We start from the raw sequence: 14,023 nt of genomic DNA, 5'->3' as shown, positions 1-14,023 counted from the left end.
ATGACAGACTTATCATCGAAAAACAGACAGTCCTGGCTGGTGGTTGGTAAAGGAGCCATCGGCTTGCTGGCCGCCTGCCAATTGCAGCAGCAAGGGGCTGGGGTTAAGCTTTGGCTGCGTCAGCCAGCCCCTTTGACTGTGGACTTCACGGCACTTGATGGCAGTCGCCATACTCATCATTTCGAGCCCTGGCCGGTTGAGCAGCCTATCGAAACAGCCTTTATCGCGGTAAAAGCCTACGATGCACTCAGCTGCATTCAGCAATTGCAGCCTTTGTTGGCAGAGAATGCGTGTTTGATTTTAAGCCACAATGGCCTGGGGACGCTCGAAGCAATTCAGCCCCCGTTAAAACCTATGCAGCAGTTGTGGTTTTTGACCACTACCCATGGTGCTTACATTGAACCAGGCTACCAGGCTGAGCGCCAGGTGGTGCATAGTGGCACTGGCAGCAGTGTGTTAGGTGCAATACAGCCTGCCAGCAGCCAGACACCGAAGGTTGCCAAAGCCCTGCATCAGGCCATTGGACCTTTGCACTGTGTAGCCGATATCCAGCCCTATCTATGGCAAAAACTGCTGATCAACTGCCTGATCAATCCTTTGACCGCACTGCATCAGGTGGAAAATGGCGAATTAGCACAGCCGCGCTTTGCCGCAGAGTTAACGCAGTTACTGGATGAATTCTGCCTGCTGGCAGAGCGTGCAGGCTATCCGCAAGACAAAGCAGCCGCCTGGCAGCAGCTGCAGCAGGTGATAGCACAAACCGCCAGCAACCGCTCTTCCATGCTGCAGGATCGGCTGGCCGGGCGCCAAACCGAGCTGGAGTTTATTACCGGCTTTGTGCTACGTGAAGCGCAGCGACTTGACCTGAGACTGCCAGGCCACCAGCAGCTGTATCAGCGCTGTCAGGATGCCGGCTTTTGATACACCCCCACATTCTGGAAACCTTCATCCTTTAGCAGTAAGGCCTGCATCCGGCTCATCACCCCCTGATCGCAGTACAGGTAATACAGCTTATCCTGCGCCAGACTACTAAACTGACTGCTTAGCTTGTAAAAAGGCAGTTCCACCACCGGGTGGCCGGCCACTTCCAAAGGCGTTTGCTCGCACTCATCCGGACGACGGATATCCAGCACAATGGCATCGGCAGGCATCGCCTGCACCGCTTCAACCGTCGTGACTTGCTGGCTGGACTGATAATCAATGGTACGGATATCCAGGATTTTCGCTTCAGCTACGACGGTGGCAAGCACCTCAGGATCAAAGCGTTGCTCATTGGCCTCGACATCTGCCAGCTTTGCTTTGACCGTGGGTTTATTGGAAATCACCCCACAGTACTCCGGCATACTGGCAGCCATATCCTCAACCCCGATTTTGCGGGCAATATCAATGATATCTTGCTTGTCGTGCGCAATCAGTGGTCGTAGGATCAACATCGGGGTCACCCGATCAATCACATTCAGATTATCCAGCGTTTGGCTGGACACCTGGCCGGCACTTTCACCGGTAACGATGGCCGGGATCCCCAGCTGCTCTGCGATCTCAGCAGCAGCACGCATCATCATCCGTTTTAAAATCACGCCCATTAAACCGTGATCGGATTTCTGCAGAATTTCAGCCACTACAGGGGCAAAGTCCACACTGATGAATTTCACCTTGTGCGATAAGCTGTATTTCTGCCACAGGAAATACGCAATCTCACGAACTCCGGTTTCATGCGCTTTGCCACCCAGATTAAAAAACAGGTAGTGATTGCGCATGCCTTTTTTAATCATCAAATAGCTGCTCACCGCAGAGTCAAACCCCCCTGAGATCAGGGACAAAGCATCCGACTGGGACGGCAGCGGAAAGCCGCCCATGCCCGGGTACTGAGCCCGCACCATGATCAGCTTGTCTTTACGGATCTCCAACTGCACGGTAAATTCCGGCTTCTTCAGCTGCACCCGGGCTGATGGCACCTGCTGATTCAGGCCCCCACCGATATAGCGCTCAGCTTCGGTGGAGCTGAACTCGTGCGTACCGGCACGTCGTACCCGCACGCAAAAGCTTTTGCCTGTTATTTTATCGGCAAAAACCGGCAGTACCTGCTGATAAATATCGTCCAGGCTACTAAAGCTGCTTGATTGCATCTCGGCAAACTGGGCGATGCCTGGAATACAAGCCAGTCGCTCGATCAATTGTGCGCGCAGTTCAGGCTTGGCCTCAGGCACCAGCACCATCAAATGATCCCAATGGCTTTCAATCTGGATGGATGGTTCCAGTTGCAACAGAATGGTTTTCAGATTTTGTTGCAACAATTTGGTCTGGCGCTTACGCACCGACTTGCTTTTAATGGTGATTTCAGAGTGCAGTTTAATAATAAATTCGAGCATTGCCGGGCTTGTGTCGCTGATAAAGCCCGGCATTATACCTGATGGAGCAGAAACTGACTAACATTGGTTAGTTAAGCAAAAATAACTAGTTCTCCAGACTGATAGGAGCCGTTTCCTTCGCCTGCCCTTGCATAATGGATATTTCTACCCGGCGATTACGCCGCCGGTTTAGCTCGCTGGTGTTAGGCACCAGAGGCCGGGTATCGGCGTAACCTACCACTGCCAGCCGGTTTTTATCAAAGCCAGGCGCTTTTAGCATTTCTGTCGCTACCGCCACGGCCCGTTTGGCTGATAAATCCCAATTATTATCATGCAGCTCATCGCGGATCACCGCATCATCGGTGTGACCAGTCACTGTGATCTCACCTGGGATCTCGGCTAACAGCCCGCCAATTTCCTGAATAATCGGCTTAAAACGTGGCTGCAAGAAGGAGGAACCCGAAGGAAAAGAGCCATTCTCACGGATACGGATGATGATCTGCTGGCCCAGCGACTCCAGCTCGATAGCCCCATCTAAAATTTGCTGCTCCATCTGCTCGGCAATGCGCTTCACCAGTTCATTCACTTCCTGCTGAGCGGCTGCCGCGGCGGCATCACTTTCCGAGATTTCATCGTCCATACTGGTCGACATACCACCGGTTTGATCCTGCTGCTGCTCCTGACGGCCACCGGCCGAGTCCTCCTCACCGGCCTGAAACTCAATCATCTGCTGGGTAATTTCAATGGTCTGCTGCTGCAGGGTTTCAATCGGCGTTGGATCGGGCCTGCCAGGGCGAAACTCCAGCGCTATCACACTGGTGCCCTTTGGAATATCTTCCACTTCAATTTTATTTTGCACCCCAAAGGCAAATTTCATCGAACCGGCAATTTGCTTAAACTTCAGCACATCCATTTCGGAGAATGCTAACAGCAACACGAAGAAACACATCAACAGCGCCATCAAATCCGCAAAAGTACCCATGTAAGCCGGCAAACCTGGAGGGGGGCATTTGCACTCTTCTTCAGCATCGTCTTTCATGGAACTACCCTTCCTCGACTGCGACTTCGCGTTTGCCCTGAGCGATGTAGTTACGCAGCAAGCCTTCGATTACTTTCGGGTTCTGGCCATCCTGGATGCCCAGTATCGCATCCAGGATCAACTGATTGTTTAACTTTTCCTGATGGTTACGAAGTGCCAGCTTATCGGCAATCGGGATCGCAATCACATTAGCAATAAAAGCACCATACAAGGTGGTAAGCAGTGCCACCGCCATCGCCGGGCCGATAGCCTTAGGATCATCCATATTCGACAACATGGCCACCAAACCAATCAGGGTTCCTATCATCCCCATGGCCGGTGCTACATCGCCTAGACTTCTAAAAATGCTTATACCTTGCTCATGACGTTTCTCTGTGAGACTGATGTCTTTCATCAACGTTGCCCGGACCACATCGCCATCGTGGCCATCGACCAGCATATTGATGCCTTTTTGCAAAAAAGGGTTGGAAATTTCAGCTTCTTCCAGTGCCAAAAAACCACCTTTACGGGCCGAGTCAGCCAGTTGGACAGCTTGCTCGATCAGTTCCTCGGCATCTTCAATTTTGAACATAAAGGCTTTGGCAACCACTTTACCAGCACCGAAAAACTGCCCCAGCGGAAACTTGGTGATCACCACGAACAAAGAGCCGCCAACCACAATCAATAAGGAGACCACATCGGCAAACATGACTGGATCGCCAGAGCTGGCCATGATCATGGCCATAATCACGAAACCAATAGCGCCCACCAGGCCTATAAGTGTTGCTAAATCCACTTCTGACTCCCCAAACCGGACAAATGATTGAGCTTTATTGCTTTTATCTTAGCCGATAGCTGTTTATCGACAAAGTAAAACAAAGCTTAAATTCACTTTTACTGCAAAACCAGTTCAAAAGCCGTGGTTGATTCGCCATAATAGCGGGTCAAGGCACTTCGCCTGCGGCTTTGTCGCATCAAGTACCGAAGTAGACAACGAGGGAGACATGGCAAAAAAGAAAACCGATCTGAGTCAGTTCGAGCAACAACTGGCAGAGCTGGAGCAGATTGTCAGTCAACTGGAGCAAGGCGATCTTTCGCTGGATGAGTCATTACGGCAATTTGAGCGTGGTATTCAATTATCGCGGCAAAGCCAACAACAATTGCAACAGGCGGAGCAGCAGGTGCAACAACTACTGCAAAAAGATGGCCAGGCAGAGCTGGCGCCATTTCATAACCCGGAAGATGAGCAAGCGTGAAACCTGCATTTTTGGCGCAAGACCAGGTAAGGGTTGAGCAGATGTTGCAGCAGACACTGCAGCAACAAAGTGTGCCGGCAAAGGCACTGCATCAGGCGATGCAGTACAGTATTTTGCTGGGCGGCAAACGGATTCGTCCTTCTCTGGTGTATCGCTGCGGCCTGATGCTTGGAGCCAGGCTGGAAGATCTGGACGCCCCTGCTGCTGCTTTAGAGGCCATTCATTGCTATTCTTTAATCCACGATGACTTGCCGGCGATGGATAACGATGCGCTACGTCGTGGCAAGCCAACCTGCCATATCGCCTTTGATGAAGCGACCGCTATTTTAGCCGGTGATGCGATCCAAAGCCTGGCTTTTGATATGCTAAGTAGCCATCCCTATCAGCAGGTTCCGGCTGAGCGGGTGATTGCCATGATACAACAGCTGGCCAAAGCCAGTGGTGCGCTTGGTATGTGTGCTGGTCAAGCCATTGATTTAGCCCATACCAATCAGGAATTTACACTGAACACACTGGAGCAGATGCACCGCCTGAAGACAGGGGCTCTGATCCAATGTGCAGTGGAATTAGCCTGGCTGGCCAGTCCGGCATCCAAGCAGGAAGACCTGGAACTTTTGCGCTGTTTTGCCGCCTCACTAGGGCTGGCATTTCAGGTGCAGGACGACATTCTGGATATTGAAAGCGACACGGAAACCCTGGGTAAACCCCAAGGTTCAGACTCACAGGCCAACAAAGCAACTTACCCGGCTTTGCTGGGTATAGCTAAAGCTAAGCAAAAAGCCGAACAATTGTATCAGGATGCGATGGTAGCCCTGACACAGCTGCCCTACCCGGGCGAAGATTTACAAGCCTTGGCGCAATATTTAATTGCCCGTAAAAACTAAAAACAAAGGCCTATGCATGACAGTTGATATCGACAACTACCCCTTACTGGCACAAGCAGACTTGCCACAACAGCTGCGGCAGATCCCACAGGAAAAACTGCCCAAGCTGTGCCATGAATTGCGGGACTTTTTGCTGAACAGCGTGAGTCAAAGTAGCGGGCATTTTGCTTCCGGCCTCGGTACGGTTGAGCTAACCGTTGCCTTGCATTATGTCTACAACACCCCCTTTGATCGCTTAATTTGGGATGTTGGCCACCAGGCCTATCCGCACAAAATCCTAACCGGTCGTCGTCACCGGATGAATAGCATCCGACAAAAAGATGGCCTGCACCCTTTTCCTTATCGCGAAGAAAGTGAATACGACACCCTTAGCGTAGGTCATTCCAGTACCTCCATCAGTGCTGCTTTGGGCATGGCTTTGGCGGCACAAGCCGAACAAAGCGGCCGCCGGATTGTGGCGGTGATTGGTGATGGCGCCATTACCGCTGGCATGGCGTTTGAGGCATTAAATCATGCCGGTGAAACCAAACCGGATATGCTGGTGATCCTGAACGACAACGACATGTCGATTTCAGAGAATGTCGGTGCATTAAATAAATATTTCGCCCGCATTTTATCTGGTAACTTTTACACCAACCTGCGAGAAGGTGGTAAAAAAATTCTCAGTGGCGTCCCCCCTTTGCATGAACTGGCCAGTAAAGCCGAGGAGCATTTCAAAGGTATGGTAACCCCAGGTACGTTTTTTGAAGAGTTGGGGTTTAACTACATCGGCCCTATCGATGGCCATGACGTGCTCAGCCTGACCGATACCATTCGGAATATGCGCAGCATGAAAGGGCCACAGCTGCTGCATGTGGTTACAAAAAAGGGGAAAGGTTACCACCCGGCCGAGCAGGATCCTATTGGCTACCATGCAGTGTCCAAATTTGATCCAAGCAGCAGTAGCCTGCCGGCTAAAGCTGGTGGAAAGCCCAGCTTTTCCAATGTATTTGGCCGCTGGGTGTGCGATATGGCAGAGCAGGATCAGCGTTTACATGCCATTACCCCCGCCATGCGTGAAGGCTCGGATCTGGTTGAGTTTTCCAGGCGTTTTCCCAAGCGCTACTACGATGTCGCCATTGCCGAACAACATGCGGTTACTCTGGCAGCCGGCCTTGCCATTGAAGGCTTAAAGCCGGTGGTTGCTATTTACTCCACCTTTTTGCAGCGGGCTTACGATCAACTAATTCACGATGTCGCACTGCAAAACCTGGATGTCTTATTTGCTATTGACCGGGCTGGTGTAGTTGGCCAGGATGGTCCCACCCATCAGGGAGCTTTTGATATCAGTTTTATGCGCTGCATTCCGAACCTGGTGTTGATGGCACCGGCCGATGAGGATGAATGCCGGCAAATGCTCTACACCGGTTATCAGCACCCAGGGCCAGCTGCTGTTCGCTACCCTCGTGGCAGTGGCAGCGGCGTAGCACCAAGCGACACCATGCAAGCACTCAGCATCGGTAAAGGGCTGAAAGTGCGCCAGGGTAGCAAAGTAGCCATTCTGGCTTTTGGCCCCTTGCTGCACGAGTGTCAGGCTGTGGCCGAGACTCTGGATGCTACCTTGGTTAATATGCGCTTTATCAAACCGCTGGATCAGGCGTTGCTGGCTGAGCTGGCTGCAGAACATCAGCTGCTGGTGACGGTAGAAGATGGTGCGGTACAAGGCGGCGCTGGCTCCGCAGTTGCTGAAGCCTTACTCCAACAGCAGCACCAGTGCGGCTTGCTGACGCTGGGCTTACCCGATCAATTCATCAAGCATGGCAGCCAACAGGAAATATATGCCGAGCTGGGTCTGGATCAAGCGGGTATTTTGCAGCAAATCCAACAACGTCTTGCTTAACACGATCAGGGCTCGCCAGTCTCACTGGCCGGGCCCTGATGATTGGCCGCCTTTATTTTAAACTGAACCAACCCTTCGAACAGAAGCTGCTCTATCTGTGCTTCAATATGCATCGACTCTTCAAACTCAAAGGCATCGACCCGGGCATCAAAGATCAGTGTAGCAACACCATCTTTGCCTTCATGCTTCACTCGATAGAGCGCCATCTCTGCCAGTTGTAATGACAACTCCCAATTCATGAGTTGGCCGCCGATCAGTTGCAATGGATAAATAGAGTAGCCAATGGAGCAAGTAAGCTGAATGCGCTGACCATCCGGTAATGGGAAGCGGGTAGTGCCAACTAATGCATGCAATTTGTTGGTAAAATCCCACAATATACTGGTATCAATATCGCGCAATACCAGCAAGAACTCTTCACCGGCATAACGCACTACATAATCTGAGCCTCGTGTTTCGCGAAGCAGTAAGGCGCTGATTTGTTGCAATAAGCTATCGCCGGCACTTTGGCCATACTGATCATTGATGGATTTAAATCCATCCAAATCCAGATGAATTAAAGCCACGCATTTGCCTTGCTGTTGCAGACTCTGGCGGTTTCGTTGGTAGTGCTCGATATCCTTTGGTAATTGCTCAAACAAGAAGCGGCGGTTGCGTAAGCCAGTGAGTGTGTCTTTATGCACCAGTTGACCCAGCTGAGCATTCAGTTCATTTAAGCGGTTGTTGCTGTTTTCCAGCTCCTGGGTCCGCTGTCTCACCAATCGAGATAAGGCCAATTGCTGTTGTTGGTTGTTACGTCGTACCAACCAGAACAAGCCAGAGAGTATCAAGCCCAGCAGTGCAAACCAGAGCACCTGATACATCCAGGTTTCATCAAACCGTCGTGGTACCACAAGGTCAATGCGACTACTTTGCGCTTCGGCCCAGGATTGGTTTTGTTGTCGGACCTGCACTTCAAACTGATAGTGCCCCGGCGGTAAGTTGGTATAAATCGCTTCCCGTCGGCTGGCAGCCTGTTGCCAGACTTTGTCAAACCCATGTAGACGATAACGAAATTGCAGCGATGTCGCATTAAAAAAGTCCAGCGCCGTATAGTGGATACTGAAGCTGCGCTCATTCACCGGCAATACCTGGCGTGCTTGGTGATCACGCAGTAAAAATGAGCGTTGTCCCTGTATCTGCTGCAACAGAGGGCGAAAATCAGGATCATTGCTACGCTTAAAAAAGCGGTCTATCGCTACCACCCCTTGTAAACTCGGGAACCAGAGTTGGTCCTGCCATAAAGCCAGCTTGGCATGGCCAGCACCATTACAACAACGGCCTGGCGTATTGCCTAGCTGACGTTGGTACGGAGTGAGAATTTGTTCTGCCTGCAAAGGATCCTGCTTTAACTGCGATAAAGCCGGTAGCGGCAGACGAAACACTCCTTTTAGGGTGCTAAACCACAACTGTTGTTGTTGCTCATCGAACAACATGGCGACTACCGGGCCATAGGGTAAGCCATTGCTGTTATCAAACTGCCGCCACTCTGCATTGGGGAAACGGACAAAAAGGCCATCATCCAAAGTACCTACCAATAAGGTTTCATCCGGCAGGATCAGCAACGACATAATGTAGCTGTTATACAATGGGCTACCAATACCCAACCGCTGCAGGCGCTGCTGTTGTAATTGATAAAGTCCACGGGTCGTTCCAACCACCTGATACCAACTTTGATCCTGGATGGTAGTCACGTGCCTGGACTCCAGCTCACGGTTAAATGCAAAAGGCCGTAACTGTTGGTCCTGCCAGTAGAAGAGGCCTGCAGCACCACCTATCCAGCTTCCACCTGCTTGCCTTGGCTGAATAAAACGTACGGTACTGCCTTCAAGCTCACTAGCCAAACTGGAAATGGTTTGACTACCTGGCTCATAGCGAAACAAGCCATTATCCATCGCCAGCCACCAGCTATCATCTGAAAAATGAATATCATGGATACTCTGTGAACCTAACACCTGCTGATCAAGCAGCAGCTGAAACTGTCCATGCTCGCTTAAATAGCCCAAGCTGGATTGGGTGGCAATCAATAAACGCTGCTCAGGCGTTACCAATAACGAACGGACGATTGGATCAGTTTGCATCTCCCCAACAACACGACGCACATGACCGGGTGAAGCACGAAAAATGCCGTCACTGAAACTGGCGAGCCAGATATTGCTATCTTTATCTTCAAAAATGTCATAGAACCATGGACTACTACCAAGCTCTGTTGCACTGATTTGTTGCCAGTCCTGTCCCTGATGACGCTGATGCAAACGACTGTAGCCTGAAATCCAGTCGGAGCCATGACTGTCTCTGAAAATACGGTATATCGCTGAGCTCTCTTGCGCCAACAAATCGCAACGTGCTACCTCGCCCTCGCTATTGAGGTGGTAGAAACCAACTTCTGTCGCTAAATGTACCTGACCATCTGTCAGCGCTATATCGTAGATACGGCTCTGCTGCAATTCTCTGGGTAATAAATAATGCTGCAATTGACCGCTGTCCAATTCATAGCGGATTAAATGCTCGCTGGTGGTCAACCACACGTCATGCTCAGTGCTACGTAGCTGCATCACCGGCTGACGTACCGGGCTGAACCGGCTGACCCGCCCAGCCTGTACCCGAAATAAATGCTCTGCAGCGACCCAGACTTCACCCGGCCGTACCTCAGCCATGGCCGTGACTTCAGTGAGAATATTAAAGCGCTCAAAAATAAGCGTTTTTGGGTCCAGCCGGCTTAAACCAGCTTTGGTGCCGATCCAGATCAACCCCTGGCTATCGGTCATCAGTTGGTTGATGGAATTACTGGCGAGTTGACGATGCTGTTGACTGGTGAAGGTATCAAAACGAAAGCCATCAAACCGGCTAAGGCCGTACAGTGTGCCGGCCCAGATGTAGCCCTGTTGATCCTGCGTCAGAGCCCGCACCGAGTTCGATGCCAAACCATCGGCACTGTTCCAGTGCTTGATATCGTAATCATGCAAGGAGCGCTCAATCGCCTGAAGCGAAAAGCTGAACAGCAAACAAATCCAGCACCACTTCAGCACCATCCCTGAACTCCCGTTAACCAAAGCACCATAACACAGCATGAAGCGCCAGGCAGGCCATAAAGCCGGCGACAATATCATCCAGCATAATGCCATGCCCTCCTGCAACTTTTTGATCCAGCCAGCGAATGGGCCAGGGTTTTACAATATCAAAGAAGCGGAATAATACAAAACCCAGCAGCAAACTCCAGGCACTAAGCGGCACCAGCACCATGGTCACGGCGAAGCCGACCACTTCATCCCAAACAATGGCGCCATGATCGTGCACGCCCACATCGCGGGCAGCCACCTCACAGACATAAATGCCCAACACCCAGGCTAACATCACAATCAACAGATACAACCACAGTGGGGCCAGCATCAAAGCAGCCACCAAGGGTACAGCTGCCAGGGTGCCAAAAGTGCCAGGTGCTTTTGGTGCCAGACCAGAGCCAAAGCCAAGTGCCAGCAGGTGCTGCCATTTTTTCAGGTTAAAGGCGGCTTTCATTTTTCAAAATGCTCAAAACCACGATGCTCGTAAGCAAAGAGTTCATTGCCAGCGCGCAGTTCCAATTTACCGGCGGCTCCGGTAATGCGCCCGATGCAGGTGACAGGAACACCATAAGGGGAAAGCAACACATCCAACATGCTTTTTTTGCTTTCAGGTACCGTGAACAACAACTCGTAATCTTCTCCGCCCGACAAGGCGAGCGCTAGGGCAGTACTGCGATCACAGCTATCTTTTAACGCTTGCGACAAAGGCAAGCGTTCCACATCCAGACTGGCACCAACGGAGGAGCGGTGCATCAGGTGCTGAATATCGGAATACAGGCCATCGGATAAGTCCATCGCACTGCTGGCTACAGTGCGCAGCGCCTGGCCAATCGCCAGACGTGCTGTTGGGTAATGGAAGCGTTGCAAAATATGGGCACTATGCTTTTTACTGACTTCGACCTGGCCCTGACAGAGCCGCAGGCCAAGGCCCGCATCACCCAAAGTTCCGGTGACATAAATAAAGTCACCGACCTTAGCTCCCCGGCGGGTCAGCATTTTGCCGTGCGGTACCTGACCTTTCGCCATTACGGTAAAGGTCATCGGCCCCCGGGTGGTATCGCCACCAACCAGTTGGCAATCGTAGTAATCCGCCGTTTCACTCAGGGCATCGGCGAAAGCAGCCAACCAGGGGTCGTCTACTTTAGGCAACGTCATCGCCAGCGACAACCAGGCAGGCTCGGCCCCCATTGCTGCCAAATCACTGATGTTGACCGCCACCAACTTGTGTCCCAAGGCGCGGGGGTCGACATCGGGAAAAAAGTGAGTGCCTGCAACCATGGTGTCGGTGGTTACCACCAGATCATAGCCTTCGCGCAGCTGCAGAACAGCCCCGTCATCGCCCACCCCAATCAGGGTATCTTTACGAGCTCGGCCTGAGTTGGCAAAGTAGCGCTGAATAACTTCGAATTCACCCATAGCGAAAAAGCCGGCTTAAATGCCGGCTGTCCTTTAGTTTGGTCGCAGCGTGCGGACGGCTTTATCCAGAATACCATTGACAAATTTATGGCTGTCATCGGCAGCAAAGGATTTAGCCAGCTCAATGGCTTCGTTGATGACCACTTTGTAAGGCACATCCAGGCGGTACTTCATCTCATAGCCTGAGACACGCAAAATAGCCTTTTCGACCTGATCAATTTCATCAAAAGGCCGGTCCAGATAAGGTTTGAGCAGTTCATCCAACGTTTGGTGGTAACTGACCACACCGCGCAGCAAATCCTGAAAATAGGCAACATCCAGTTGCTTGACGTTATTTTCCAACAGCAGTTGCTGCTCAATGTCCTGGATCTTATTCTGACTAAGCTGCCAGCTGTAAATGCCCTGCACGGCTAATGAGCGTGACTTACGACGCGCATTGGGTTTCATTCAGATATCCTCACAACTGCTCAAGCAGGTTAACCATCTCAAGTGCCGACATCGCTGCTTCGCCGCCTTTATTGCCGGCTTTGGTGCCTGCACGCTCGATGGCTTGCTCGATGGAGTCTACTGTCAATACACCGAAAGCGACCGGCAGATCCTGTTGCATCGCCACCTGGCCAATGCCTTTAGTGCACTCGGACGAGACATATTCAAAATGCGGTGTGCCACCACGAATAACAGCACCCAGTGCAATGATCGCATCGTACTTTTTGCTGGCAGCCACCCGTTGCACCGCTAACGGCAGCTCAAAGGCACCAGGCACCCGAATGACGGTGATGTCTTCGTCACGGACCTGGCCAACCCGCTTTAAGGTATCAATGGCACCTTGCAGCAAGCTTTCAACAATAAAGCTGTTAAAGCGCGCTACCACCAGGGCAAACTTTTTATTCGGGGCAGTCATGCCTGCTTCAATTACCTGCATCTTGCAGCTCCACTTGGTTCAAATTCAAAATTGCCGCGTATGATACCACAACTGCGGCCAGGCCGAAGGATTATAGCAGCCGTTTACTCGCTGACATAATCCACTACTTCCAGTCCAAAACCGGATAAGGCATGGTATTTTTTCGGCTTGCTGAGCAGGCGCATCTTACCAACGCCCAGACTGGCCAAAATTTGCGAGCCCACCCCAACGGTACGTGAAGTCCCTTGCCAGGGGGCTGACTTAGGCTGTTCTCCTTTATCTTCCGCTTCAAAGGCTTGCACCATACGCACCAGAGCCTCAGGGCTTTCATGCTTGCCAAGTAGTACCAGTACACCGCCGTCATTAGCGATGCGCTGCATGGCCTTATGCAAAGGAATACTCCGGTTCGCGGCCCGGTCAGCCAGCAATAAGTCGCTGAATGTATTGTGCAAGTGTACCCGCACCAGGCAGGGTTCATCGGCCTTGATGTCCCCTTTGACCAGAGCAAAGTGGATTTGGTTATCAATGGTGTCACGAAAGGTAACCAGTTCGAAATCACCCACATCAGTGCTGAGCTGACAACGTGCCACCTGCTCGATGGTGGTTTCGTTCAAGTTACGGTACTCAATCAGGTCAGCAATGGTGCCAATTTTGATGCTGTGCTTAGCAGCAAATTTTTCCAGATCCGGCCGACGCGCCATGGTGCCATCGTCGTTTAGAATTTCCACAATCACCGCCGCAGGCTCCAGCCCGGCCAACCGGCTTAAATCACAGCCAGCTTCGGTGTGACCTGCACGATTTAACACCCCACCATTTTGCGCTTTTAGCGGGAAAATATGGCCTGGTTGCACGATGTCGCTGGCACGGGCATCGCGCGCCACTGCTGCTTTCACAGTGCGAGCTCTATCGGCCGCCGAGATACCGGTAGTCACCCCTTCGGCTGCTTCGATAGACACAGTAAAAGCAGTACTGAACTGCGATTTATTGCTGTCGACCATCAGCGGCAAATTCAGTTGCTTACAACGGTCTTCGGTTAATGTCAGACAAATCAGACCCCGACCATAGGTTGCCATAAAATTGATGGCTTCCGGCGTGACGTATTCGGCAGCCATCACCAAATCGCCTTCGTTTTCCCGATCCTCATCATCCATCAAAATCACCATGCGACCCTGACGAATGTCTTCAATAATTTCTGCAGTACTGTTTAGTTGCATACAAACCTT

General features: G+C 51.5%; 13 protein-coding genes. 4 read left to right on the top strand and 9 right to left on the bottom strand.

Annotated elements, in window-relative coordinates; all coding sequences use genetic code 11:
* On the top strand, window positions 1-921 hold the full coding sequence (locus QWY20_RS00215; RefSeq protein WP_330127029.1) for a ketopantoate reductase family protein: 921 nt from the start codon (window positions 1-3) through the stop codon (window positions 919-921).
* Here the strand turns inward: QWY20_RS00215 and thiI are convergent.
* The 3 genes from thiI to pomA form a co-directional block, all read right to left on the bottom strand.
* Entirely contained in the window at window positions 903-2,369 is a 1,467-nt protein-coding gene (gene thiI / locus QWY20_RS00210) for a tRNA uracil 4-sulfurtransferase ThiI (RefSeq protein ID WP_330127028.1), read from the bottom strand. The two genes, QWY20_RS00215 and thiI, sit on opposite strands and share 19 nt — an antisense overlap.
* A gap of 85 nt (window positions 2,370-2,454) precedes the next feature.
* Window positions 2,455-3,387: a flagellar motor protein MotB gene (locus tag QWY20_RS00205; protein ID WP_330127027.1), complete on the bottom strand. Its 933-nt coding sequence runs from the start codon at window positions 3,385-3,387 to the stop codon at window positions 2,455-2,457.
* A gap of 4 nt (window positions 3,388-3,391) precedes the next feature.
* Window positions 3,392-4,162 carry a flagellar motor protein PomA gene (pomA, locus tag QWY20_RS00200; RefSeq protein ID WP_330127026.1) on the bottom strand — a complete coding sequence of 257 codons (771 nt, stop codon included), beginning with the start codon at window positions 4,160-4,162 and terminating at the stop codon, window positions 3,392-3,394.
* A gap of 208 nt (window positions 4,163-4,370) precedes the next feature.
* Between pomA and xseB the strand changes: the two genes are divergently transcribed.
* Genes xseB through dxs form a run of 3 tightly spaced genes read left to right on the top strand, consistent with a single transcriptional unit; the run spans window position 4,371 to window position 7,385 of the window.
* Window positions 4,371-4,622, top strand: coding sequence for an exodeoxyribonuclease VII small subunit (gene xseB, locus QWY20_RS00195; protein ID WP_330127025.1), 252 nt, complete (start codon window positions 4,371-4,373; stop codon window positions 4,620-4,622).
* On the top strand, window positions 4,619-5,506 hold the full coding sequence (gene ispA, locus QWY20_RS00190; RefSeq protein ID WP_330127024.1) for a (2E,6E)-farnesyl diphosphate synthase: 888 nt from the start codon (window positions 4,619-4,621) through the stop codon (window positions 5,504-5,506). The genes xseB and ispA overlap by 4 nt, the downstream gene beginning before the upstream one ends.
* A gap of 16 nt (window positions 5,507-5,522) precedes the next feature.
* A complete protein-coding gene (dxs, locus tag QWY20_RS00185; protein ID WP_330127023.1) occupies window positions 5,523-7,385 on the top strand; it encodes a 1-deoxy-D-xylulose-5-phosphate synthase in 1,863 nt (620 codons plus the stop codon).
* A 5-nt stretch (window positions 7,386-7,390) separates the two neighbouring features.
* On the opposite strand, the gene QWY20_RS00180 is transcribed toward dxs, so the two are convergent.
* The 6 genes from QWY20_RS00180 to ribBA form a co-directional block, all read right to left on the bottom strand.
* On the bottom strand, window positions 7,391-10,453 hold the full coding sequence (locus QWY20_RS00180; protein ID WP_330127022.1) for a diguanylate cyclase: 3,063 nt from the start codon (window positions 10,451-10,453) through the stop codon (window positions 7,391-7,393).
* Between the two features lie 13 nt (window positions 10,454-10,466).
* Window positions 10,467-10,937 carry a phosphatidylglycerophosphatase A family protein gene (locus QWY20_RS00175; RefSeq protein ID WP_330127021.1) on the bottom strand — a complete coding sequence of 157 codons (471 nt, stop codon included), beginning with the start codon at window positions 10,935-10,937 and terminating at the stop codon, window positions 10,467-10,469.
* A complete protein-coding gene (thiL, locus tag QWY20_RS00170; RefSeq protein ID WP_330127020.1) occupies window positions 10,934-11,899 on the bottom strand; it encodes a thiamine-phosphate kinase in 966 nt (321 codons plus the stop codon). The genes QWY20_RS00175 and thiL overlap by 4 nt, the downstream gene beginning before the upstream one ends.
* Window positions 11,900-11,932: 33 nt before the next feature.
* Window positions 11,933-12,346: a transcription antitermination factor NusB gene (gene nusB, locus QWY20_RS00165; protein ID WP_091344405.1), complete on the bottom strand. Its 414-nt coding sequence runs from the start codon at window positions 12,344-12,346 to the stop codon at window positions 11,933-11,935.
* A gap of 10 nt (window positions 12,347-12,356) precedes the next feature.
* Window positions 12,357-12,821 carry a 6,7-dimethyl-8-ribityllumazine synthase gene (gene ribH / locus QWY20_RS00160; RefSeq protein ID WP_330127019.1) on the bottom strand — a complete coding sequence of 155 codons (465 nt, stop codon included), beginning with the start codon at window positions 12,819-12,821 and terminating at the stop codon, window positions 12,357-12,359.
* An 83-nt stretch (window positions 12,822-12,904) separates the two neighbouring features.
* Window positions 12,905-14,014 (bottom strand): bifunctional 3,4-dihydroxy-2-butanone-4-phosphate synthase/GTP cyclohydrolase II, encoded by a 1,110-nt coding sequence (ribBA, locus tag QWY20_RS00155; protein WP_330127018.1) that lies wholly within the window; start codon window positions 14,012-14,014, stop codon window positions 12,905-12,907.
* Window positions 14,015-14,023 lie beyond the last annotated feature (9 nt).

It is taken from the genome of Alkalimonas cellulosilytica (assembly GCF_036325985.1).
Taxonomy (GTDB): Bacteria; Pseudomonadota; Gammaproteobacteria; order Enterobacterales; family Alteromonadaceae; genus Alkalimonas; species Alkalimonas cellulosilytica.
This window is presented reverse-complemented; position numbering and strand designations above follow the sequence as displayed.

Coding starts and splice junctions, on each gene's coding strand:
- QWY20_RS00215 (WP_330127029.1), top strand. CDS start 1: ATGACAGACTTATCATCGAAAAACAGACAGTCCTGGCTGGTGGTTGGT.
- thiI (WP_330127028.1), bottom strand. CDS start 2,369: ATGCTCGAATTTATTATTAAACTGCACTCTGAAATCACCATTAAAAGC.
- QWY20_RS00205 (WP_330127027.1), bottom strand. CDS start 3,387: ATGAAAGACGATGCTGAAGAAGAGTGCAAATGCCCCCCTCCAGGTTTG.
- xseB (WP_330127025.1), top strand. CDS start 4,371: ATGGCAAAAAAGAAAACCGATCTGAGTCAGTTCGAGCAACAACTGGCA.
- dxs (WP_330127023.1), top strand. CDS start 5,523: ATGACAGTTGATATCGACAACTACCCCTTACTGGCACAAGCAGACTTG.
- QWY20_RS00180 (WP_330127022.1), bottom strand. CDS start 10,453: ATGGTGCTGAAGTGGTGCTGGATTTGTTTGCTGTTCAGCTTTTCGCTT.
- QWY20_RS00175 (WP_330127021.1), bottom strand. CDS start 10,937: ATGAAAGCCGCCTTTAACCTGAAAAAATGGCAGCACCTGCTGGCACTT.
- thiL (WP_330127020.1), bottom strand. CDS start 11,899: ATGGGTGAATTCGAAGTTATTCAGCGCTACTTTGCCAACTCAGGCCGA.
- nusB (WP_091344405.1), bottom strand. CDS start 12,346: ATGAAACCCAATGCGCGTCGTAAGTCACGCTCATTAGCCGTGCAGGGC.
- ribH (WP_330127019.1), bottom strand. CDS start 12,821: ATGCAGGTAATTGAAGCAGGCATGACTGCCCCGAATAAAAAGTTTGCC.
- ribBA (WP_330127018.1), bottom strand. CDS start 14,014: ATGCAACTAAACAGTACTGCAGAAATTATTGAAGACATTCGTCAGGGT.